Below are 20,678 nucleotides of genomic sequence, written 5' to 3'. Positions count from 1 at the left end.
TTACTCGACGTCACCATCCCTCGTTTTCGGGGTTGTCCCCCGTGCGTGCCGCCGGTGAGGATCGACGCATGACACGGGGATCGCGGTGGTCGGCACTGGCGGAGGCGGCACCGGACGCACTCACGTTGTTCGCTCGCACGTCGGCCGCCCTACGTCGCATCGTGCCGTTCGACGCGGCGGTCTGGCAGGCGACCGACCCGGACACCGGACTCGTCACCGCGCCGATGCGGGCTGAGAATCTCGGCGAGGACGGCTGCGCCGCATACTGGGACAGCGAGTTCCTCGCCGAGACGGTCACCACGTTCCGCGAACTCGCGCACGCGCCGGTGCCGGTCGCGGGGCTGCGGGAGACGACAGGAGGCGAACCCGACCGCAGCGCCGTCTACCGGAATTTCCTCCGGCCTCGTGGGCTCGACGACGAACTGCGCGCGGTGCTGCGGGCCGACGGACAGTGGTGGGGCCAGCTCAGCCTCTACCGCGCGGCCGGGCGGCGGCCGTTCGGCCGCGCCGACCTCGTCACCGTCGCCGGGCTGACCACCGCGCTGGGCACACGGCTGAGGTCGTTCGCCACGCCACCGGGGTCGTCGCCCGTTGACCGGGGACCCGGGCTGCTGCTGTTCGACTCCGCGGGCACCCTGCTGTCCATCAACGACGAGGCTCGCGCGTTCCTCTCGGAGCTACCAGCGGGCCCGTCCGCGCCGACGGCCTTCGACATGGCCGTGCCCGCATGGATCCACAACACGGCTGCGCGCGCGCTCGCCGGAGACACCGCCCGGGTGCGGGTGCGCGACCGCCAGGGCCGGTGGCTCGTCGTCTACGCCTCCGCGCTGCGCGGAGCGTCGACCACACCGACCCAGTGCGTGGTGGTCGTGGAGCCCGCGAAGGCCGGTGACGTGGCGTGCCTGATTGCCGCGGCGTACGGGCTGACCGATCGTGAGCTGGAGGTCACGCAACTGCTCGCCCGCGGGCTGTCCACCGCGCAGGTGGCGCGGCGACTGGCGGTCTCGCAGCACACCGTGCGCGACCACGTGAAGTCGGTCTTCGCCAAGACCGGGGTGTCGAGCCGGGGCGAGCTGGTCGCCATGCTCTACACCGAGCACTACCGGACCCTGAACCCCGACACCCGCGTCCGGGTGTGGGACGCGCTGCACGAGCGCGCGTGACGGAGGCGGCGGTGAGCGTCCCGTCCGTCGGGCTGCCGGCGGTACCCGGTACGCCGACCGCATAGCCGACCAGGACGGCGGGTATCGCTCACGCGAGTCGTCGAAGGGAGGACGCGATGAGGTATCAGGACTTGGTCGAGTCCGTGCGGGACCAGGCGGAGCTCGACACCAGCGAGCGTGCCAGAGAATCGGTCACCGCGGTGCTCGCCACCGTCGCGCACTGCGTCACCCCGGACATGCGGGCCAGAATGGCCGAACGGCTGCCCGGTGCGCTGGAGTCTGCCGTGGAGGTGCCTGGCGAGACCGAGATCCGGGACGGCGACGCTCTGCTGATCGAGATCGCCCGCAGAACCGACGACACCCCGGAACGCGCCCGTTACGTCGGGCAGGCCGTGTTCACCGCCCTGCGGGCGGGCGACCCCGACCTCGTTGACGAGTTGCGGGGCGAACTGCACTCCGACCTGATGGAGCGGCTCGAACCCGCGGCGGAGCCGCCCGGCCGGGCGCGCAGTGTGGACCCGCAGGTGCCCACCCAACTCTCCGACGCCGACATCGAGCGCGCGTTGCGGCGGCTGACCGACTGGACGGGTGACGAGAACGGCCTCCACCGTACGGTCGCGTTGCCGGAGGACCGCCTGACTCCGCTGATCAACCGCGTGCAGGCCGAGGCCCGCGACGTCAACGACCACGTTCGGGTCGACCGGGCCGGTGACAGTGTGACCTTCACCTTGAGCACGGGGCGCCGCGGAGCGGTCACGGAGCCGGATGTGGATCTCGCCGAACGCATCGACCACGTCGTCGCCGAGGTCGGTTCCGGCGGCAAACCAGGACGTTGACGGTGGAGTCCCCGGCGACAGCGTTTGCGGGCGGGGCGCGGTAACCGAACTCGTGAAGCACGGTCGGCTTCAGCCGGCGTGAGGGAAGGCGGTTCGTCCGAGTGGGCGAAACCCTGGTGTGGTCGGTCCGCTGCGGCCGTGCCCAGGGGCTCCTAGTCTGCGGGTGAGGCAGCGTTTCGACCCCAAGCGAGGTCCCGCGATGACCACCGTTCCAGTCGGCTACACCTACGACACCCAGCTCGCGGCGTCTCCCGTCAGCGAACAGATCCTGACCGAGCTACTCACCGACGTCATGTGGACCGAGGGCGACGCCCGAGCGTTGCGGCGGGCCGGCGAGATCCTGCTGCCGCGGACCTCGGAGATCCTCGACGCGTGGTACGACTTCATCGGGTCCACGCCACATCTCGTCACCGTGTTCCGGCGCCGTGACGGGGAGCCGGACCCGGAATACCTCGCGAGGGTACGTGGCAGGTTCGAGCGGTGGGTCGTGGACCTGTGCACCCGTGATTTCGACTCGCAGTGGCTCGCCTATCAGGAGGAGATCGGCCTGCGGCACACCCCGGCGAAGAAGAACACCACAGACCGGGCCGACTCCCCGGCCTCCCACGTGCCGATGAGCCACCTGATCGCGCTGATCGTCCCGGTCACGGTGACGATCCGGGAGTTCCTCCGGCGGGGCGCGTCCGAGGCCGACGACGTGGAAGCCATGTACCAGGCGTGGTTCAAGGCTGTCACCGTGTCCGTGACGTTGTGGACCCGGCCCTACGCCCCAGACCTGTGGTGATCCTGCCGACCGCCCCCTGACTGCCGGCGTGTCCGCAGGCTGTGCACGCGTGTCCGCGGGTTAGGGACGGGTTTTCGCACCTGGTGTCACCGTGTCCGCAGGTTGTGTACGGGTGTTGGCAGTTCTGGTACGTGGGGTTCGGTGTTCGCGCCGTAGGCTGCGGACACGCGTGCGGGAAGTGCGGACACGCCGGGGAGTGTACGTTCGTACGTTCCGGTCGATATGGTGTCGCGCATGACTGCTGACGTGCTGCGTCGGCCCGCCCTGGCCGAACGACAGGCGCGTATGGCCGTCGCCCTTCTGTTCTTCACGAACGGTGCCCTGTTCGCCAACCTGCTGCCGAGGTACCCACAGATCAAGGCGGATCTCGGCATCGGAAACGCCGCTTACGGGCTGGCCGTCGCAGCGTTCCCGGCAGGTGCCATCGCGGCGGGACTGACGGCCGGGGTGCTCATCCGCGGGTTCGGCTCGGCGCGGGTGGCGGTCGCCTGCACCCTGCTGACCGGTGTGGGCATCCTCGTTGCGGGGGTGGCCGACTCGGTGCTGCTGTTCGCCGGCGCTCTGTTCCTGGCGGGAGCGATGGACGCGATCACCGACGTCGCGCAGAACGCTCACGGCCTGCGGGTGCAGCGTCGCTACGGACGTTCCATCATCAACTCCTTCCACGCCATCTGGTCGATCGGTGCCGTCACCGGCGGGGCCATGGCCGCTGGAGCGATCGCGCTCGGTCTCTCGCGGGGGCAGCACCTGTCGATCTCGCTGGTGCTGTTCGTGGTCGTCGCGTGCGTCGCTCTACGGTTCTGCCTGCCCGGCCCCGACGCCGATCCGGCTTCGGAACCCGTCCTGGACGGTGACGCGGGGAGGCGGAAACCGCGTTCGGTGGGAGGACTGCGCACTGCCTGGATGCTCGCCGCGCTCGTCGTCATCGCCACGGCGGGCACACTCGTCGAGGACGCGGGCAGTTCCTGGGCCGCCCTCTACCTCTCCGACTCGCTGCACGCGTCGGTGGTGCTGGCGGCCTCCGGATACGTCGCCCTCGTCGGGGCCCAGTTCGTCGGGAGGCTCGTCGGCGACCGGCTCGTCAACCGTTTCGGCCAGCGTGCGGTGGCCCGTGCCGGCGGCCTGATCACCGCGGCCGGTATGGGAACGGCGCTGGCCGTCCCCACGGTGCCCGGAACGATCGCCGGTTTCGCCGCCGCGGGGCTGGGAGTCGCCACGCTGGTTCCGGCGGCGATGCACGAAGCCGACGAGCTACCCGGGCTCAAGCCGGGGTCCGGGTTGACCGTCGTCTCCTGGCTCATGCGCCTGGGCTTCCTGCTCTCCCCGCCGATCGTGGGGCTGGTCGCCGATGCGACGAGCCTGCGCGTGGGGCTGCTGGTGGTGCCTCTCGCCGGGCTTCTGGTGCTGGCGCTCGCCGGCGTGCTCCGGGCCAGGCCACGATGAGGGGCGCTCCCGGCGACGCCGTGGTCGCGACGAAGGAAGCCCTCTCCGTCGGAACCCCCGCACGGTCGGTGCGGAACCTGTGAGCCGCCATGGTCACCGGACGCACGGACCCGCAGCGGCGTGAACGCATCATCGCCGCCACCCTCGACCTGATCGCCGAGGAAGGCATCGCGTACGTCTCCCACCGCAGGGTCGCCGCGCGCGCCGGTGTCCCGCTGGGCTCGATGACCTACCACTTCACCGGCATGGACGAGTTGCTCCGCGAGGCGTTCCGGAGCTTCACCGACCACATCGTCGCCGTCTTCGACGCGCACCTCGCCCCCGCGGCCGACCGTGCGCAGGCCCGGGTGGCGGTGGCCGACTGTCGCGCGTCAGACTTTGTGGCTCAGGGGTTATGTAGGTTCCTGAGCAGGAGGTATGACGATGAGCCGTCCCCCGGTGTTCCCGGTGGAGGACAAGATCCGGATCGTGCTGAGCGTGCTGTCCGGGGAGATGACGATCGCCGAGGCCGCTCGGCGGAACAAGGTCTCGGAGCAGTCGGTGTCGCGGTGGAAGGCCCAGTTCCTCGAGGGCGGCCGGGCCGGGGTTGCCGAGGGCGGTAAGGCCGGTCCCTCGAGTCGTGAGGAGCAGTTGCAGGCCCAGATCGACGAGTTGACCACGGCACTGGGCGAGGCGCATGTCGAGCTGCGGGTGTGGAAGCGCTCCGCGGAGCGGCTGGCCCCTTCGAGGACCTCGAGGTGATTCGCCAAGACGCGGCGATGCCGGTCTCGAGGTTCACGGCCTTGATCGGCATCCCGCGCCGCACCTATACCCGCTGGATCAGCAAACAGCGCGCCGGGAACCCGCCGAAGGGCCCATGGCCGGCACCGGCGGTCGAGGCGTTCGAGCCGGTCGTGGAGAAGTATGCCCAGGCCTGGCCGGCGTGGGGACACCGCAAGATCCACGCATTGATGCGCGCCGATGGACACGAGGTGTCCGTTTCGACCGTGGAGCGGGCGATGCGGCGGCGGAATCTGTTGCAGTCCACGAAATATCAGGCTGAACGACGAGAGCTAGCCAAGGCCCGTAAGGCTGCGTTCGCCGAGCCGCCTACGGGGCCGAATCAGGTGTGGCAGCTGGATTTCTCTGAGTTCGAGACCACCCGTGGTGGGATCTGGCGGATCGCCGGGTGCGCGGACTACTACTCGAAGTACGAGTTCGGCTGGCACCTCGCGACCACCTGCAACGCCGCCGATGCCGAGCTCGCCGTCCGGATCGCGATCGCCGAGGCCGAGCGGCTGGCCGGTGGCGTGCCGTTGGCCGAGCAGCTCACCAACCCCGAGACCGGGCACATCAAGCGGATCAAGGTGGTCACCGACAACGGTGGCGCCTTCAAAGGCAGCAGGTTCGCCGCGTTCATCGCCTCTCGCCCCGAGCTGCTCCACATCCGCACTCGGCGTCGCTCACCCGGCCAGAACGGCGTGCGGGAACGGGCATTCGGATCGCTGAAGTACGAGCACCTCTACCGGATGGAGATCGACGACGGGCAGACCCTCGCCGCCGAGGCCGAGCGCTACCGGCACGTGTTCAACCACATCCGCCCCCACGAGGCACTCGGCATGCAACGACCGATCGAGATCCACCAGCAAGATCAACAAGCACAACTTTCATCCAAGAAAACTGAGCCAGATTCTTGACGCGGGACACCGACCTCGTGCACAGCCTGTCCGAGCACAGTCAGCGCGATCTCGTGCTCGCCCAGGAGCTGTACAGCCTGGCCGCTCGCCGGCCGGAATACCGGGAACTCACCCACGAACGGACGCGCCGTAGCCGTGCGCACCTGGAGAAGCACTTCGACCCGGACACGGCCCGGCAGCTCGACGCCCTCGTCGAAGGGCTCACACTGCACCGTGCCCTCTCCCAGGATCCATACGACCACGCGCTCACCCTCGACGCCGTCGTCCGCATCACCACATCCGGGTAGCGGGGGCATCCGGCCGCTCGGTCTCAGCGGTCGCTTTCACCCCGGGCTGCGAGTGCCTCACCCAGTTCGTCGGCGTGGCGGAGGGTGCGGACCAAAAAGGGCACGGCGAACGCGGTCGGTGAGCGTTCCGCCCCGCGTGCCTTGGCGGCCTCGCGTACCTGGGCGGAGGTGCCGGAGAGGACGGCGATGGCCTGTAACGTGAGTCCGACGAGCAGGCCCAGCCGGTCGGGTCGGAGCCCGAACCGCCGTAGGGGCCGGGCACCGCGTTCGACGGCCGACACCACGTCGTCGACGCGTGTGGTCAGCGTGAACAGGTGGGCGGCGGCCAGCGCGGTCACGATCCGCAGGCTGACCACGAGCGCGCCGTACGCGCCGACCAACCACCACTGCAGCGCGAACACGAACACCACCAGCACGGCGAGACTCCGCGCCAGCAATAGGCATCGGCGAACCGGAATCCTCGCGACGGCGTAGCCGGTGGCCACCGCAGCGCAGGTTCCGCCGAGCCAGCCGGGGGAGGGCAGCGCCAGCACGACAGCGGCCAGTACCAGCAGTACGAGCAGCTTCGGCCCGGCAGGGGTGCGGTGCAGTGGGCTCGTTCCCGGCTCGTACCAGTTCACGGCATGTCCTCGGTCAGTCGACGAGTTTCCGGTAGTAGCGCAGGGCGGGTTCCGGGTCGTCGTCGGCCACGACGCGGCCTTCGTCGAGCACGATCACGCGGTCGAAGTCACCGAGCAGGTCCAGGTCGTGGGTCACCAGGACGACCTGCTGTTCAAGGTCTTCCAACACGCGTACGAAGCGCCGCTTGTTACGGAGATCCAGTAGCGTGGTCGGTTCGTCACACACGAGTACGTCCGGTTCGAGCACGAGCATCGAGCACAGCGCGAGGAGTTGTTTCTGCCCGCCCGACAACTGGTGTGCGGGGTGATCGGCGTATCCGTCGAGTCCGTATGCGGCCAGTAGTTCCGCCGCCCGCACCGCTCGATCCTTTTTGGATAGACCGCTGCGACGCAACGAGAAGGCGACGTCCTCACCGGCCGTGGGCATGACGATCTGGCTGTCGGGATTGGTGAAGACGAACCCGACCTGCCGCCGTACCGTTCGGCCGTGGCGGGCGGGGTCCAACCCGTTGACCAGGACTCGGCCGGTGGTGGGCAGGACCAGGCCGTTGATCATCCGAGCCAGCGTGGACTTGCCGGATCCGTTGGCACCCACGAACGCCACCCGGTGCTCGTCCAGCCGGAGATTCACTTCGGAGAGCACGGTACGGTCGCCGTAGCGATGTGCGACGCCTTCGAACTCGATCACCGGATCACCTCCCGCTCCGGTGCGACGCCGAGCCCGTCGCGTGCGACGCGTTGGCCGACCGGTGCCGCCGCGTGGAGCGGCCACGGCGCGACCCCGGGCGCCCGCTCGCGGTCTTCGCGCCTTCCCCGACACTCCGGTCCGTCGTCCTGGGAGCAGGGATGGCGTCCAGGAAGGTCATTCGGTGCGTCTTCCGTTTCCGGTCGCCACCAGCCGTCCGGGCAGTGCCCGGTGCGCCGCGGCCGCGATCGTCGCGGCGGCCACCACCTTCACCGCGTCCCCGGGCACGAAGACCAGTGACTGCACCGCCGCCGCGGGCAGGCCCGTGTACACGCCCAGCCATGGGATGCCGATGGCGTAGTCGGTGAGCAGCCCGGCCACGGCGGCCACCAGCAGCACGGGCAGCCGTGGCCCGCGAAGCCGGGTGGCGACGAGTCCGGCGACCGCCGCCGAGGCGAGCCAGCCCACCAGGAACCCGCCGCCGGGTCCGAGGAACGGTGCGATACCCGCCCGGCCCCCAGACAACAGCGGCAAGCCGATCGCGGTCAGGACGAGGAACAGCAGCACGGAGGCGGCACCACGCCGGGCGCCGAGGACGCATCCGGCCAGAAGCGGACCGGCGTTCTGCAGCACGATCGGCACGCCGGAGCCACCCATGTGGATACCGGGGAAGATCCCGAGCACGGCGATGAACGCTGCGAACACGACCGTGTGCGCCAGGTCACCGGCGGCGAGGGGAGAACGTGAGGTGGGCCTCGGTGTCGTGTCGATCACTGTGGAACCACCGGCGCATTGCCGTCCTCTGTGGACGCATGTTCGGTGACAGTGAGTGCTGACACGCTACCGCCCGGTTCGGCGGGAATCCGGCGCTTCGTTCTCGTCGCACCGGAAGTGACCGCCGCCATACCGACATCTGCTGCCGTCACGCCACAACCTGTCCTGCTTCGTCGGCTACCACACGGCGTCCCGGGGTGCGGGAAAGCCGGTGTGGCAGGTGCCTGCCTGGAACTCGGCTCAGTCTACGAGCCGACGCCACGGAGGCGTCGTCGTGGCGGTGTCCCGGCCGTGCCTCCGCCCGCGTCCGGTGGGAAGCCGCGGCGGCGGGTCGCGCCGAGTGCCCTGCCGTCCGATCGGCGAGACGGCAGGGCACTCGGCGGACGTCCGGTAGCGGGGTCAGGCGTCGGCCGGCGCCTTCTCCTTGGCGGTCAGCGCGTGGTCGACGCTGAAACGGCCGCCGTTGAAACCGAGTGCCAGCGCGGCGGCGGCGAGCAGGAGCACGAGTTCGATCCCGCCCTCCGAGGCGAAGAAGCCCTGCGGCAGGTGAACGAGGAACAGCGCGCCCGCCATGACGGCGGCCAGCAACACCCCGGCGAGGGGCAGTGCGACCCCCGCCAGCAACGCGAGGCCGCCCATGGTCTCGACGAGCGCGGCGATCCAGGCGGACACTTCCGGCAGTGGAACGCCCATCTGGCCGAACGAGGCCGCCGTCCCGTCCATGCCCCACTCCAGGAACTTCTGCAGGCCGTGTGCGATGAAGACGGCCCCCACCGCGATCCGGGCCACGAGCAGGACCAGGTCGCGGACTGTCTGTGTCGGCTGCGGCATCGAGTGTCTCCTTGTGGGTCGTACGGCGTGGCGGTGCGAGCGTCACGCCCGGTACCGAGGTGCTTCCCGGCCGTGGCGCAGTCGTTCGAATTTGAACTTCTTCTACAATCTAGCGAGTAGTTCAATTTCGAACAACAAGTCCGGGGAGCTACGATGCCCGGTATGGCCGGACCTCGGTGGCTGAACCGACAGGAGATGGAGGCGTGGAAAGCCTTCCTGGAGGCAAGTCACCTCGTCGAACGGCGCGTGGAGCACCAGCTGCGGGAGCGCGCCGGGCTGTCCCACCCCCAGTACGAGATCCTCGTTCGCCTCGCCGATGCGCCGGGCGGTGCTCTGCGTATGACCGAACTCGCCGAACTGGTGGTGACATCCAAGAGCGGGCTGACCTACCAGGTGGCCAAGCTCGAGGAATGGGGACTGGTGCGCCGTTATCGCTGTCCCACCGACGACCGGGGTGTCAACGCGGTGATCACCGAAGAGGGCCGGGGAAAACTGCGGGAGACCGCACCGGAACATGTCGCCGTCGTGCGGTCGTCGTTGATCGATCTGCTCGACGACACCCAGAAGCAGGCCATCGCCGAAGGACTGGACGCTGTGGTGCGGGCTCTTCGTGTGGCCGGAGTCGACTGAACGTGGTGGCACCGGGAGCGAGCCGCTGATCGATCGCGGCCCCGGCCGCGTCCGAAGCTGCGGCTTCTCCGCTACGAGCGTCGACGTGGTTTCCGTCGCCGGCCGCCCCGGGGACCGCCGGGCTGCCGCTTCTTCCCGGTGGAGCGGCGGACGGCCGCTTTGGCGCCCTTCTCACCGTCACCGTCACCGCCGCCCGCGCGGGAGCGCGTGGCCGGGGTCGGGGTCGGGGTCGGTGGGCGGCCCCGCGTGCTGTTGACGGTCCGCCCGCGGACGATGCCGATGAACTGCTCCATCAGGTCGGTGGTCTCGTCCTCCGGCCACGCCAGTGCGACGCGGGACTGCGGCGCGTCCGTGACAGGCCGGTGGGTGAGGTCCCTGCGGTGGTACAGCCGGGCCAGTGACTGGGGGACGACGAGCAATCCCACCCCCGCCGCCACCAGCGTGACGGCGTCCGCGGTCGTGGCCGGGCGTTCGATCGCCGGGCGTCCGGGCGGCCGTTCCCAGCCGAGGGTGTCGTCAAGGGGGTGGAGGACGATGTCGTCGGCGAGGTCGTCGAGAGTCACCTCGTCGGCCGCGGCCACGAGGTGGTCCTTCGGGATCACGACCACGGTCGTCTCGGTGTAGAGCGGAATGGCGTGCAACCCTGTCCGGTCTGTCGGCAACCGCAGGAGAACCGCGTCGACATCGCGGTCTCGCGCCAGTGCGGCGGCGTCGGCGGCGGGCGTCTGGACGAGGGTCAACGGAACCCCGGGCAACCGTTCCTGCCACCTCCTCACCCACTTGCCGGGCATGACGCCGGGCACGTAGGCGAGGGTGAACGTGGGCTGTCCGTCCGGCACCCGCCCAGACTACCGACCCATCCGGGACAGGCCGCGGGAGCGGCCCCGGAAAGCGGGGTGTCCACGGCCGGTCGGAGCGGCCGGGAATAGTCACGGTGAGTGCCGGGTTGTCCCCGGTATGTCCTCGCCGATTCGTGTCGCTGTCTGGTCCGACATCGCGTGCCCGTGGTGCTACATCGGTAAGCGCAGGTTCGAGGCCGCCCTGGCGGACTTCGACGGCGCTGACGACGTCACCGTGACCTACCACAGCTTCGAGCTCGCCCCGGACACCCCGGTGGACTTCGAGGGCAACGAAGTCGACTTCCTCGCCGCGCACAAGGGGATGTCCCCGCAGCGGGTCGAGCAGTTGCTGCGGCAGGTGTCGGCGGTCGCCGAATCGGTCGGACTGCACTACGACTTCGACGCGCTGCGCCACACCAGGACCCTGCTGGCGCACCAGGCGCTGCACCACGCCAAGGAGCGGGGCAAGCAACTCGAACTCGTGGAGCGACTGTTCCGCGCCTACTTCACCGAAGGCAGGCACGTCGGACGGGCCGAGGAACTGGCCGACCTGGCCGGTGAGGTGGGCCTCGACCGCGACGAGACGCTCCGGGCGTTGCAGGAGGAGACCCACGCCGACGCCGTGCGCGGCGATCTGCGGCGGGCTCGGGCGTTCGGCATCCAGGGCGTGCCGTTCCACGTGTTCAACGAGCGGTATGCCGTCTCCGGCGCGCAGCAACCCGAGGTCTTTCTCCAGGCGCTCCGCCAGGTGCGTTCCGAGGCGGTGTCGTCGTGACGGAGTCACACGCGAGGCCGGAAACGGCCGCCACCATGGAGGAGTCCCAGCCGATCGGCGGCTCCGGGGAACAGGCGGGGCCCGCCGGGGTCGTCGGCCCGTTCGTTCCGGTCGGTGTCTCGGACGCGGGTATGTGTGTGGGCGGCGTCTGCTCCCTGCCTGCGCAGACCATCGACGGAACCCCGCGGCACGAGCAGGTCGACTGAAGGCACGCCCGGCGCCGGCGCGGGTCGTTCGGGAACCCGTGGTGGCTCACTGCCGTGAACGCGGGTCGCGGTCACTGCCGACGCAACCGGGCCAGCCACGCGGGCAGGTCCACGGTGTCGCCGGAGTCGACCCCGAGCCGCTCGGCGGGCTCCCCACGGGCGACCGCGCGGTAGCGTGACCGGTCGAGACCGTCGAGTCGCCATCCTTCGGTGAACGCCTCCCGGATCGCGGTGTCGCTGATCCGGGGCCCGAAGCCCGGCTCGTCGGTGAGCGCGAGGGCGAGGACGTGTACCCACGCACCCGGTCGGCAGACACGATGCAGCGCCCTCGCGTACCGTGCGGCGTCGTCCGGGGCGAAGACGTGAAACAGCGCACTGTCCACCACGGTGTCGAAATGCTCGGTGTGGGTCGGTTCCAGCATGTCCGCCACCTGGAAGCGCGCCGGCACGCCGTGCCGCTCGGCGTTGCGCCGAGCGAGGTCGACGGCCACCTCGGAGAAGTCGACTCCCAGTACGTCGTAGCCGAGACGGGTGAGGTGGATGGTGTGTTCGCCGGTGCCACATCCGGCGTCGAGCACGCGACCGCGGACGAACCCGGCGCGCTCCAGGTCGACGATCGTGGGCTGCGGCCCACCGATCACCCAGCCGCTGGACTCGGTCCGGTAGGCGGTGTCGAACTGCTCTCGCTTCACTGACTCGTCCACGTGTTTCCCGTTCCTCGGTGAGTGCGCCATCGTATCCAGCCTCCAACCTCCACCATGGTGGAAGTCAATGCCACCGCTCGGCGGAGTTCGAGCAGGCCGGTCGGATCGTGTGACGACTTCGCGACCACCGGTATGACACCGCGGGTGGGGAGGAAGCGGTGCCCGGCCGTGTCGATTGAGCCTATTGTGGACGACTGATCGAGGTGGCACGCATCTCGGGACGCCGTCCACAGCGGTAACGACTCACCGGTCCCGGTCGCTCGGCGAGATCGCGCGCTAGGAGTCGAGGAGCGCGGTCGCGAGCTGGTCCGCGAGCGCGGCGCGGGTCGTGCCCAGCGGAGAACCGCTGCGCGCCCGCCGATGCAGGGCGGCGGCGGGACCGTCGTGGAGGTACCCCTGCGCGCCCAGCGTCTGGATGGCGGCGCCCGTCGCGGTGAGAGCCGCGGTCGTGGCGGCCAGCTCCGCGGTCAGGAACGGCTCGTCGGTGTGCTGGTCGTCGCCGGAGTTCAACGTGGCCGCGGCGCGGTAGGCGAGCGCGGAGGCGAACTCCGTCTCGGCGAACGACTCGGCGAGCGGGTGGGAGACCGCCTGGAACGTGCCGATCGGCTTTCCGAACTGCCGCCGCATGGTGGCGTGTTCCACGGCGAGGCCCAGCGCGCGGCGGGCGACACCCACGGCCTCGCAGGCGGCCATCGTCCGGAGTCCGCGCCGGATCACGGCCAGGGCCGCCGTGGTGTCGTCGGCACCGAGCAGCGGCTCGGCCGCGGTCCCGGAGAAACGCACGTCCACCACCGGACGCGTGTCGTCGAAACCGGGTAGGGCGGTGACCAGCGGCGGGTCACCACCGTCGACCACGCGAACGAATTCGGGTCCCGACGCACCCTGGGCCAGCACGACCACCTCGCCTTCCCGGTCGTGCCACGGCACGTGTCCGCACCGTCCGCGCAGGAGGAGGCCGGTCGCCGACCGGGTGATCGTGGGGCGTGGCGAGCGCTCGGCCAACCCCGCGACCGCGACGGCGCCGGTGATCGGCAGGCCTGCCGCGCCGTACAGGGGTGCCGCGGCCGCCATGGTGACGAGCCACTGCTGCGTCAGCAGGGCGTACCCGCTCTCCTCGGCGAGGACGGCCAGCTCGACGGGACCGAGGCCGGTGTCCAGCCAGCCGAGATCGGCCAGTTCCCCCCACGGGGCGTGAGTGCGTCCGGAACCGTCCCTCGACGCCGCCGCGAGGTAGTCCCGGGCGGTCTTCCTCAGCAGCTCCTGCTCCGGGCTGACGGTGAAATCCATGCTCACCGGCTCCTATCGTGCTCGGGGAAGGCCCAACACCCGCTGGGCGAGGACGTCGCGGATGATCTCCGAGGTGCCGCCTTCGATGGTGCTGGCCCGACTGCGCAGGGCGTGATGTCGCCAGCGCTCGAAATCGGGGCCGTCCTCGCCTGTGACCACGTCCAGCGCCAGTTCCGCGACCCGCTGGTCGGTGTGGGCCCAACGAAGCTTCAGTACGGACAACTCGGGTCCGGGAGCCGTGCCGCGCGCGAGGTCGCAGGCGGCCTTGTTCGCGGCCCAGCGCAGACCGGCGACCTCCGTCCACAGTTCGGCGAGGCGCCCACGGACCGAGGCGGGCAGGTCGGGGGCGCGGTGCCGAACCAGATCGACGAGCCGCGCGAACTGGTGACTCAGTTCGGCGGCCAGGCGCAGTGCGAACGTGCCGCGTTCGTGGGCGAGGGTCGTCATCGCCACGCGCCAGCCCGCGCCGGGATCGCCGAGCACCGCGTGGTGGGGTACCCGGACATCGGTGAGGTGGATCTCGCCGAAGCGTTGCTCGCCGGTGAGCTGCCTGAGCGGTTCGACGCGCACGCCCGGAAGTCTCAGGTCCACCAGCAGACAGGTCAGCCCCTTGTGCGGGGGCGCGGTCGGATCGGTCCGCGCGAGGAGGAGGCAGTGATCGGCCACCGGTGCTTCGGTCGACCAGACCTTGTGCCCGTTGAGTACCAGGTGTTCGCCGTCCCGCTCCGCGCTCGTGCGTACGGCGCTGAGGTCGGAACCGGCCTCCGGCTCCGAGAACCCCTGGCAGAAGAGGGTCTCGCCGGTCAGGATGCGAGGCAGGTACTCGCTTCGCTGCTCAGGCGTCCCGAAGGCGATGATGGCGGGGCCGGCCATCCCGAGGCCGACGACGTTGACGTCGCCGGACCGCCCGGCTCGAACCAGTTCGTCGAACACGATGCCCTCGAACGACGGGGGCAGTCCCCGGCCGCCGTAGCGACTCGGCCAGCTGACACCCGCGAACCCCGCACCGTGCAGCTCGGAGCTGAACCACTGGATGTGGTCTCGGTCGAGGGGCTGGGATGCGCCTTCACGGGCCGGGGGCAGCGAGGCGAGCCAGTCGCGCAGCGAACGGCGGAACGACTCCTCGGCCGGGCTCTCCTTCAACTCCACGGCGGCGACCGTACGACAGCGTGCTCGGCGGGGGGTACGGTTGCTGCGCACTCGCGCACAGGACCGGACCGTGCACAGGACCGGACGTCGCCATCACCGACCACGAATCCGTTCCCCGAGCAGCGGCGTGCCCGAAAGCCGACCGCCGTGAAATTCGTGTGAATTCCGGACGGTCGACCGTCCGGTGATGTCAGTACTTTTCGTGCACGGTCCTGTGCGAGCGGTGATAAGGTGGAGTCCGCCTCGACTTTCAAGAATTGAATTGAAAGGCGGGGAGCTCCCGGATATTATGGCGCCGCCCCGGTGTGGCCATCGGGCTTGGGTGCGGGGCTTCTGCTGCTGTGCCGTGTTATTCATGCGAAATTCTGCCTGAGTTTCCGCATGTCGAGCTGAGCTGCCTGTTCAACCGGGTGGATTCGGATGTTGAACGTCCGCAGGACCAGGATACTGGTCTGAATGGAGCAGTCGTGGCGGACTTCGGCTTGTTCGTGTGGTTGTTCCGAACTGCTACCGGTTCATGAGAGTTCACATTTCCTTACTTGCCGGTGAGCTCCTTCTCGACAACTATTCGGCGTGTCACCGATTGTCGTCAGCTGGAGCCGGGGGACACGGCCTTGGATGCAATTACCGGAAGGGTCGACGCTGGTCGGATTGAACCGGCACGGCCCATAGACGGATCCCCTGACGCGCTGTGCTCGCTGTTGAGCGAGCCCGAGTGGGTGCCCATCCACCTGTTGCGTCCTGCGGATTCGCCGCGTCTGTCCGGAGAGGACAACCACCACACCGAGGTGCTCGCGGAACTCGGGGGGAGCCTTCCGCCCATCATCGTCCACCGGTCGTCGATGCGCGTCGTCGACGGCATGCACCGCATGCGCGCCGCGGTCATCCGTGGTGAGGACCGGATCCGGGTCAGGTTCTTCGAGGGAGCCGAGGCGGACGCCTTCCGCCTGGCGGTGACCATGAACGTCAGCCACGGGCTGCCGCTCACCCTCGCCGACCGCCGGGCCGCGGCCTCGCGCATCCTCACGGCCCAGCCACACCTGTCGGACCGGTGCATCGCCAAGACCGCCGGTCTGTCCCCGAAGACCGTCAGCTCACTGCGGCAGCAGCTCATCGGTGACGCGGACGAGCCCGTGCGTATCGGCTCCGACGGGCGCGCCCGACCGGTCAACAGCGCTCAAGGACGCCGGATCGCGAGCATGCTGTTCGCTGAGCGGCCGAACGCGTCGTTGCGGGAGGTCGCCCGCCGCGCCGGTATCTCCCCGGCGACCGCCAGAGACGTCCGAATGCGACTCGAACGTGACGAGGACCCGGTTCCCGCCCGGCTGCGGGAGGCGGAGCAGGGCTGGCACTGCCGACAGCAGGAGCAGCCCACGGAGGAGAACACCGAAGAGCGCCGAACTCCGTCCATTCAGGCCGTGGCGGTCAAGCAGGGCCGGTTCAGGCGGAATCCGACGGCGATGCTCGCCACGCTCGCGCACGACCCGCGCCTGCGGTTCACCCAGTCCGGGAGAGCGTTGTTGATGTGGTTCCGGGCCCACGTGGTCAACTCGGACGAGTGCGAGTCGCTGATCCGCTCTGTTCCCGAGCACCTCACCGGGCGGGTCGCCCAACTCGCGAGGGAGGTCGCGGCGGAGTGGATCTCCTTGGCGAACCAGCTGGAGGACCCCGAGGCGCGCCGAGCGTTGCTGGCCTCGGCACCCGAGCAGAGGGAGCAGGCACTGTGACCGGCGCAGGGGAGCCCTGCGCGCTGGTGACCGGCGCGGCGAGGGGCATCGGCAGGGAGGTCGCGCTGCGGCTGGCACGGGACGGCTACCGGATCGCGGGCTGCTTCAGGCAGCGCGGTGAGGACGCGGCGCGCGTGGAGCGGGAACTGGCCGAAGCCGGTGCGAGGACCTTCTTCCAGCCGTGCGACGTCCGTGACGCCGATGCCGTGAGCCGGTTCGTGACCGAAGCCGAGGACGCGCTGGGACCGATCACGGCACTGGTGAACAACGCGGGCGTCACCCGCGACGCGAACACGGTGATGATGTCGCCCGAGGAATGGAGCACCGTGCTCGACACGAACCTCACCGGTACGTGGAACGTCTGCCGGGCGGTGGTGTTCCGCATGTTGAAGCGCCGCGCGGGAGCGGTGGTCAACATCTCCTCCATCGCCGGCGTCCACGGCAACGCGGGGCAGAGCAACTACGCCGCCTCGAAGGCGGGCATCATCGGGCTCACCAAGTCGCTGGCCAAGGAGACGGCGAGGGCGGGTGTGCGCGCGAACGTCGTCGCCCCCGGGTACATCGACACCGAGATGACCTCGGCGCTGCCCGCGAAGGGCCAGGACAAGGCACTGGCCGCCATTCCCCTGCGCCGGTTCGGACGGCCGGACGACGTGGCCCCGCTGGTGGCGTTCCTGCTCTCCGACGAAAGCTCCTACATCACCGGTCAGGTCTTCGCCGTGGACGGCGGGATGGTGCTGTGAACCCGCCGTCTCCGCTGCCGCCCCCAGCGGCGTCCCCGGTCGTCCTCCGGCGGCTCGACGCGGTACCCGACGACGACGGCACCACGGTCACCGCACAGGTGCGTGTGGACCCCGCCGACAGGTACCTGGGGGGCCACTTCCCGGGAAACCCCGTGTACCCGGGGGTGTTCCTGCTCGATCTGCTGGAACGTGCCGTCCTCGCCGTCCTGCCGGAGAACAGCCGGTTGCTCGGAGTAGAGTCGGCGCGGTTCACGACCCCGGCCCGCGACGGCGACACCGTGGAGCTGTCGGTTCGCGTGCCGCGTGGTGAGCCGGGACGCCCCCGCACCGTCCGGGCCGTCTTCACCGGCCACGGGGAGAGATTCGCCACCATCCGCGCCGTGTTCGGACACCAGGAGGCGCCGTGACACCGGGGCACGCTGATCTCCACCGGTTACTCCCGCATGGGCATCCGATGGTGCTCGTCGACGCCGTCGACCATCTCGTGCCCGGGCGCGAGCTCGTCGCGACGAAGGCGGTCACGTTGAGCGAGCCGTGCTACGAGGCGCTGGACGGCACCGCCGCGAACACCGCCTGGGCGTTTCCGTCCTCGCTGGTGGTGGAGTCGTTCGGACAGTCGGCCGTACTGCTCTGGCGGGCCACCCACGACGCGGACCTCACCGCGACGGGGGTCGTGCCGATGCTGGCGGTGATCCGCGACTGCCGGTTCCTCGGGCGGGCCTACCCGGGTGACGTGCTGCGCCACCACGTGCGACTCGAACACTCCGGTCCGAACACCGCCATCGTTTCTGGGCATACGGCCGTGGGCGGGTGCACGATTGCGGCGTTCGGCGAGTTGATGGCGGTCACCGCGACCGCCACCAACCGGGGACGAGCGGACTGATTCCCCTCGCACGAACGGGAAGTCGACAGGACAAGGAGCGTTGCGGTGACCGATGTGGACGAGCGGAAGGCCGAACTGCGCGAGCTGGTCGCGGACGTGCTGGAGATCGAGCCGGAGGAGCTGACCGATCACGGAGACTTCGCCGAGGACTACGACGGCGACTCGCTGCGCGCGATCGAGATGCTGGCGCGCATCGAACGTAAGTACAAGGTAGAGATTCCGCAGCAGGAGTTGGCGACCATGCGCAACTTCGACTCGGTCTTCACGGTGGCGGCGAACTACGCCGGATGGCGCGTGTAGGCATGACCCGCGCAGTGATCACGGGAATCGGCCCGGTGTCGAGCATCGGCATCGGTGCCGCCGCGTTCGAGAGCGGGCTGCGCGCGGGGCACTGCGGCATCGCACCGATCACCAGTTTCGACACGACCGGCTTTCCCCGGATCCTCGCCGGAGAGGTTCGGGCGTTCGATCCGGACTCGATCCTGCGGCGCATCAATCCCCGTGAGTGGGGCCGGTCGAGCCAGTTCGCCGCCGCGGCGGCCCGCCTCGCCGCGCGCGACGCGGGCCTGCAGTGGGAACGGCTCGACCTCGACCGGGTGGCGGTGGTCATCGGGACCACGAGCGGCGAGGCGAAGGCCACGGAACTGTACGGACAGTATCTCGCCGAGGGCGGCTTCGACGCCGTTCCCGACGAGATCGCTCAGAACCTGCCCGCCGACCGGCTCTCCGCGGCGGTCAGCGCGGAGCTGGACGCGCGTGGTGAGTCGATGACCATCGCGACGGCCTGCTCCGCCAGCAACTACGCACTCGGCTACGCCTACGACCTCATCACCAGTGGTGAGGCCGACGTCGTGTTCAGCGGTGGTGCCGACTCGGTCTGCCGCTGGGCGCATGCCGGGTTCCTGCGGCTCGGCGCGGTGGCGGGCGAGGCGTGTACCCCGTTCGACCGGGACCGCGCCGGAATGGTGACCGCCGAGGGCGGCAGCGTGCTGGTGCTGGAGTCGGCCGATTTCGCGCGCGGGCGCGGTGCCGTGCCCTACGCGGAGTTCCTCGGTTACGCGTCCAACTGCGACGCCAACCACATGGTGACACCGGACGCGGGTTCGATCGCCGACTGCATGCGTGCCGCACACGCGAACGCCGGTGTGGAGCCGGGGGACGTGGACTACGTGTGCGCGCACGGGACGGGAACCCCGGCCAACGACCTCACCGAGGCACGCGCACTCCGAGAGGTGTTCGACGGTGACGTGCCTCCGGTGAGCTCGATCAAGTCGATGCTGGGTCACACGATGGGAGCGGCGAGCGGCTTCGGTGCCATCGCCTCCGTGCTGGCGGTCGCGCGCGGGTTCCTGCCGCCCACCATCAACTGGTCCACCCGCGACCCCGAAATGCCCTGGCTGGACCCGATCCCGAACCAGCACCGCGAGGCGAAGGTCCGCGTCGTCCAGAACAACGGTTTCGCCTTCGGCGGCAACAACGCGATCGTGATGCTCGGAGCGGCCTCATGAACACCATGGCCATCACCGGGGTGGGCACGCTGAGTGCCGCCGGGCGGACACCGACGGAACTCGCGGCGGCACTGCGCGGTCCCGCGGCTGTTCCCGGGAACACGGAGGAAACGGACCCGGAGTCGTTGCCCGGCGGACCCGGTCTCACGGTGAGCGACTTCGACATCCGGACCGAGCTCGGTCGCAAGGGAACGAGCTTCTTCGACCGCAGGACCGGGCTGACCGTCGTCGCGTGCAGGCAGGCGCTCGAGGACGCGGGCATCGATCTCGGCACGCTCGATTCGACGAGGATCGGCATCGTGCTCGGCACCACGGCGGGCAGTGTGCGGTCCTCCGTCGACTACGCCGTGGACACGTTCGTCCAGGAACGGCCGTACATGGTGAACGCGGGCCTGTTCCCGACGACCGTGATGAACTGCGCGGCGGGACAGGCGGCGATCTGGTTCGGGCTGCGGGGTGTCAACGCCACCATCGCAGGTGGCGCCATGGCACTGATGAGCGTGCTGCGCTACAGCGCGAACCTGCTCCGCACCGGGCAGGTCGACATGTTGCTGGCCGGTGTCATCGACGAACTCAGTCCGCACGCGGCGTGGCTGGCCCGCACCGCGGGACTGCCACCGGCCACGTATCCGGGGGAGGGCGGTGCGATGTTCGCGCTCTCCACGGGGGGCGGGACCGACCCGGATGCCGAGATCCTCGGGGTGGCGCTCGGTTTCTCGGCCACGTTCGCCGACCGGCCCGCCGCGCTGGGTGGCTGTGTGCGCCGGGCGCTGGCCTCGGCCGAGCGTGCGGGCGCCGGTCTCGGCAAGGGCGTCACCGCCGCATGGGTCCGTCCCACCGCGGACGAACGGGAGGACAGGGCGATGTGGCGTGAGGTGTGCCGCGAGCTGGCCGCCGCGGGTTCGCCGAAGCCGGAGTGCCTCACGACGCAGGCACACGCCGGTGACTGCGGTTCGGCGACCGCCGCGCTGGACCTGACGGCGGTCCTCGGACGGCACCGGGACAGCCCCGAGCGTGACGGGGAACTCTCGATACTGGTCTCGCACTCGCCCGACGGGGCCGTCGGGGCCACCGTGGTGAGGGGATGGTCGCGTGGCGCGCATCGTCGCTAGCGCCGTGCGCACCTGC

The 20,678-nt window shown here is 69.9% G+C and carries 25 protein-coding genes and 1 pseudogene; 18 read left to right on the top strand and 8 right to left on the bottom strand.

The window, feature by feature from the left end; translation table 11 throughout:
- Positions 1 to 68 precede the first annotated feature (68 nt).
- The 8 genes and pseudogenes from SACCYDRAFT_RS14040 to SACCYDRAFT_RS14010 all read left to right on the top strand — a co-directional run bounded on the left by SACCYDRAFT_RS14040 (position 69) and on the right by SACCYDRAFT_RS14010 (position 6,189).
- On the top strand, positions 69 to 1,163 hold the full coding sequence (locus tag SACCYDRAFT_RS14040) for a helix-turn-helix transcriptional regulator (protein WP_005457058.1): 1,095 nt from the start codon (positions 69 to 71) through the stop codon (positions 1,161 to 1,163).
- A gap of 116 nt (positions 1,164 to 1,279) precedes the next feature.
- The gene (locus tag SACCYDRAFT_RS14035; protein ID WP_005457056.1) at positions 1,280 to 1,999 is read left to right on the top strand and encodes a DUF2267 domain-containing protein; all 720 of its coding nucleotides are present in this window, start codon (positions 1,280 to 1,282) and stop codon (positions 1,997 to 1,999) included.
- Between the two features lie 199 nt (positions 2,000 to 2,198).
- A complete protein-coding gene (locus tag SACCYDRAFT_RS14030; RefSeq protein ID WP_005457054.1) occupies positions 2,199 to 2,783 on the top strand; it encodes a protoglobin domain-containing protein in 585 nt (194 codons plus the stop codon).
- Positions 2,784 to 3,017: 234 nt separating this feature from the next.
- Positions 3,018 to 4,226, top strand: a complete 1,209-nt coding sequence (locus tag SACCYDRAFT_RS14025; protein WP_043536483.1) for an MFS transporter — start codon at positions 3,018 to 3,020, stop codon at positions 4,224 to 4,226.
- 89 nt (positions 4,227 to 4,315) lie between these two features.
- Positions 4,316 to 4,483 (top strand): annotated as a pseudogene (locus SACCYDRAFT_RS25920) (TetR/AcrR family transcriptional regulator); the annotation flags it as partial.
- 166 nt (positions 4,484 to 4,649) lie between these two features.
- Positions 4,650 to 4,967: a helix-turn-helix domain-containing protein gene (locus SACCYDRAFT_RS14020; RefSeq protein ID WP_005456432.1), complete on the top strand. Its 318-nt coding sequence runs from the start codon at positions 4,650 to 4,652 to the stop codon at positions 4,965 to 4,967.
- Positions 4,968 to 4,984: 17 nt separating this feature from the next.
- Entirely contained in the window at positions 4,985 to 5,902 is a 918-nt protein-coding gene (locus tag SACCYDRAFT_RS14015; protein ID WP_198284920.1) for an integrase core domain-containing protein, read from the top strand.
- Positions 5,899 to 6,189 carry a TetR family transcriptional regulator C-terminal domain-containing protein gene (locus SACCYDRAFT_RS14010; RefSeq protein ID WP_198284926.1) on the top strand — a complete coding sequence of 97 codons (291 nt, stop codon included), beginning with the start codon at positions 5,899 to 5,901 and terminating at the stop codon, positions 6,187 to 6,189. The genes SACCYDRAFT_RS14015 and SACCYDRAFT_RS14010 overlap by 4 nt, the downstream gene beginning before the upstream one ends.
- A 23-nt stretch (positions 6,190 to 6,212) precedes the next feature.
- Here SACCYDRAFT_RS14010 and SACCYDRAFT_RS14005 read toward each other — a convergent pair whose 3' ends face one another.
- From SACCYDRAFT_RS14005 to SACCYDRAFT_RS13990, 4 genes are all read right to left on the bottom strand, one after another.
- Positions 6,213 to 6,809, bottom strand: coding sequence for an energy-coupling factor transporter transmembrane component T family protein (locus tag SACCYDRAFT_RS14005; protein WP_005457049.1), 597 nt, complete (start codon positions 6,807 to 6,809; stop codon positions 6,213 to 6,215).
- Between the two features lie 13 nt (positions 6,810 to 6,822).
- A complete protein-coding gene (locus SACCYDRAFT_RS14000) occupies positions 6,823 to 7,497 on the bottom strand; it encodes an energy-coupling factor ABC transporter ATP-binding protein (protein WP_005457048.1) in 675 nt (224 codons plus the stop codon).
- A gap of 174 nt (positions 7,498 to 7,671) precedes the next feature.
- Complete coding sequence (locus SACCYDRAFT_RS13995; RefSeq protein ID WP_005457047.1) at positions 7,672 to 8,268, bottom strand: biotin transporter BioY; 597 nt, start codon at positions 8,266 to 8,268, stop codon at positions 7,672 to 7,674.
- Positions 8,269 to 8,667: 399 nt separating this feature from the next.
- The gene (locus SACCYDRAFT_RS13990) at positions 8,668 to 9,099 is read right to left on the bottom strand and encodes a DoxX family protein (protein WP_005457046.1); all 432 of its coding nucleotides are present in this window, start codon (positions 9,097 to 9,099) and stop codon (positions 8,668 to 8,670) included.
- Between the two features lie 153 nt (positions 9,100 to 9,252).
- Here SACCYDRAFT_RS13990 and SACCYDRAFT_RS13985 point away from each other — a divergent pair, with 153 nt between their 5' ends.
- The gene (locus tag SACCYDRAFT_RS13985; RefSeq protein WP_005457045.1) at positions 9,253 to 9,729 is read left to right on the top strand and encodes a MarR family winged helix-turn-helix transcriptional regulator; all 477 of its coding nucleotides are present in this window, start codon (positions 9,253 to 9,255) and stop codon (positions 9,727 to 9,729) included.
- Between the two features lie 71 nt (positions 9,730 to 9,800).
- On the opposite strand, the gene SACCYDRAFT_RS13980 is transcribed toward SACCYDRAFT_RS13985, so the two are convergent.
- On the bottom strand, positions 9,801 to 10,520 hold the full coding sequence (locus SACCYDRAFT_RS13980; protein WP_052309200.1) for a LysR family substrate-binding domain-containing protein: 720 nt from the start codon (positions 10,518 to 10,520) through the stop codon (positions 9,801 to 9,803).
- Positions 10,521 to 10,686: 166 nt separating this feature from the next.
- On the opposite strand from SACCYDRAFT_RS13980, the gene SACCYDRAFT_RS13975 reads away from it, so the two are divergent.
- Together SACCYDRAFT_RS13975 and SACCYDRAFT_RS13970 are read left to right on the top strand one after the other, a co-directional pair.
- Positions 10,687 to 11,343: a DsbA family oxidoreductase gene (locus SACCYDRAFT_RS13975; protein ID WP_005457043.1), complete on the top strand. Its 657-nt coding sequence runs from the start codon at positions 10,687 to 10,689 to the stop codon at positions 11,341 to 11,343.
- Positions 11,340 to 11,549, top strand: coding sequence for a hypothetical protein (locus SACCYDRAFT_RS13970; RefSeq protein WP_005457042.1), 210 nt, complete (start codon positions 11,340 to 11,342; stop codon positions 11,547 to 11,549). The genes SACCYDRAFT_RS13975 and SACCYDRAFT_RS13970 overlap by 4 nt, the downstream gene beginning before the upstream one ends.
- A gap of 71 nt (positions 11,550 to 11,620) precedes the next feature.
- Here the strand turns inward: SACCYDRAFT_RS13970 and SACCYDRAFT_RS13965 are convergent, their stop codons facing one another.
- The 3 genes from SACCYDRAFT_RS13965 to SACCYDRAFT_RS13955 all read right to left on the bottom strand — a co-directional run bounded on the left by SACCYDRAFT_RS13965 (position 11,621) and on the right by SACCYDRAFT_RS13955 (position 14,689).
- Positions 11,621 to 12,253, bottom strand: a complete 633-nt coding sequence (locus tag SACCYDRAFT_RS13965; RefSeq protein ID WP_043536479.1) for a class I SAM-dependent methyltransferase — start codon at positions 12,251 to 12,253, stop codon at positions 11,621 to 11,623.
- A gap of 276 nt (positions 12,254 to 12,529) precedes the next feature.
- Entirely contained in the window at positions 12,530 to 13,540 is a 1,011-nt protein-coding gene (locus tag SACCYDRAFT_RS13960) for an acyl-CoA dehydrogenase family protein (protein ID WP_005457040.1), read from the bottom strand.
- Between the two features lie 12 nt (positions 13,541 to 13,552).
- A complete protein-coding gene (locus SACCYDRAFT_RS13955; RefSeq protein WP_005457039.1) occupies positions 13,553 to 14,689 on the bottom strand; it encodes an acyl-CoA dehydrogenase family protein in 1,137 nt (378 codons plus the stop codon).
- 701 nt (positions 14,690 to 15,390) lie between these two features.
- Between SACCYDRAFT_RS13955 and SACCYDRAFT_RS13950 the strand changes: the two genes are divergently transcribed.
- Genes SACCYDRAFT_RS13950 through SACCYDRAFT_RS13920 form a run of 7 tightly spaced genes read left to right on the top strand, consistent with a single transcriptional unit; the run spans position 15,391 to position 20,662 of the window.
- Positions 15,391 to 16,416: a ParB/RepB/Spo0J family partition protein gene (locus SACCYDRAFT_RS13950; RefSeq protein ID WP_043536477.1), complete on the top strand. Its 1,026-nt coding sequence runs from the start codon at positions 15,391 to 15,393 to the stop codon at positions 16,414 to 16,416.
- On the top strand, positions 16,413 to 17,159 hold the full coding sequence (gene fabG, locus SACCYDRAFT_RS13945) for a 3-oxoacyl-[acyl-carrier-protein] reductase (protein WP_005457037.1): 747 nt from the start codon (positions 16,413 to 16,415) through the stop codon (positions 17,157 to 17,159). Before SACCYDRAFT_RS13950 ends, fabG begins: the two co-directional genes overlap by 4 nt.
- Positions 17,156 to 17,566 (top strand): hotdog family protein, encoded by a 411-nt coding sequence (locus tag SACCYDRAFT_RS25480; RefSeq protein WP_005457035.1) that lies wholly within the window; start codon positions 17,156 to 17,158, stop codon positions 17,564 to 17,566. Before fabG ends, SACCYDRAFT_RS25480 begins: the two co-directional genes overlap by 4 nt.
- Positions 17,563 to 18,042, top strand: coding sequence for a 3-hydroxyacyl-ACP dehydratase FabZ family protein (locus tag SACCYDRAFT_RS13935; protein ID WP_005457034.1), 480 nt, complete (start codon positions 17,563 to 17,565; stop codon positions 18,040 to 18,042). The genes SACCYDRAFT_RS25480 and SACCYDRAFT_RS13935 overlap by 4 nt, the downstream gene beginning before the upstream one ends.
- A gap of 45 nt (positions 18,043 to 18,087) precedes the next feature.
- The gene (locus tag SACCYDRAFT_RS13930) at positions 18,088 to 18,342 is read left to right on the top strand and encodes an acyl carrier protein (protein WP_005457033.1); all 255 of its coding nucleotides are present in this window, start codon (positions 18,088 to 18,090) and stop codon (positions 18,340 to 18,342) included.
- Between the two features lie 2 nt (positions 18,343 to 18,344).
- Positions 18,345 to 19,550: a beta-ketoacyl-[acyl-carrier-protein] synthase family protein gene (locus SACCYDRAFT_RS13925; RefSeq protein ID WP_005457032.1), complete on the top strand. Its 1,206-nt coding sequence runs from the start codon at positions 18,345 to 18,347 to the stop codon at positions 19,548 to 19,550.
- Positions 19,547 to 20,662 (top strand): beta-ketoacyl synthase N-terminal-like domain-containing protein, encoded by a 1,116-nt coding sequence (locus tag SACCYDRAFT_RS13920; RefSeq protein WP_005457031.1) that lies wholly within the window; start codon positions 19,547 to 19,549, stop codon positions 20,660 to 20,662. Before SACCYDRAFT_RS13925 ends, SACCYDRAFT_RS13920 begins: the two co-directional genes overlap by 4 nt.
- The last annotated feature ends 16 nt before the right edge of the window (positions 20,663 to 20,678 follow it).

Origin of the sequence: Saccharomonospora cyanea NA-134 (assembly GCF_000244975.1) — a bacterium.
In the GTDB taxonomy this organism is placed as follows: Bacteria; Actinomycetota; Actinomycetes; order Mycobacteriales; family Pseudonocardiaceae; genus Saccharomonospora; species Saccharomonospora cyanea.
This window is presented reverse-complemented; position numbering and strand designations above follow the sequence as displayed.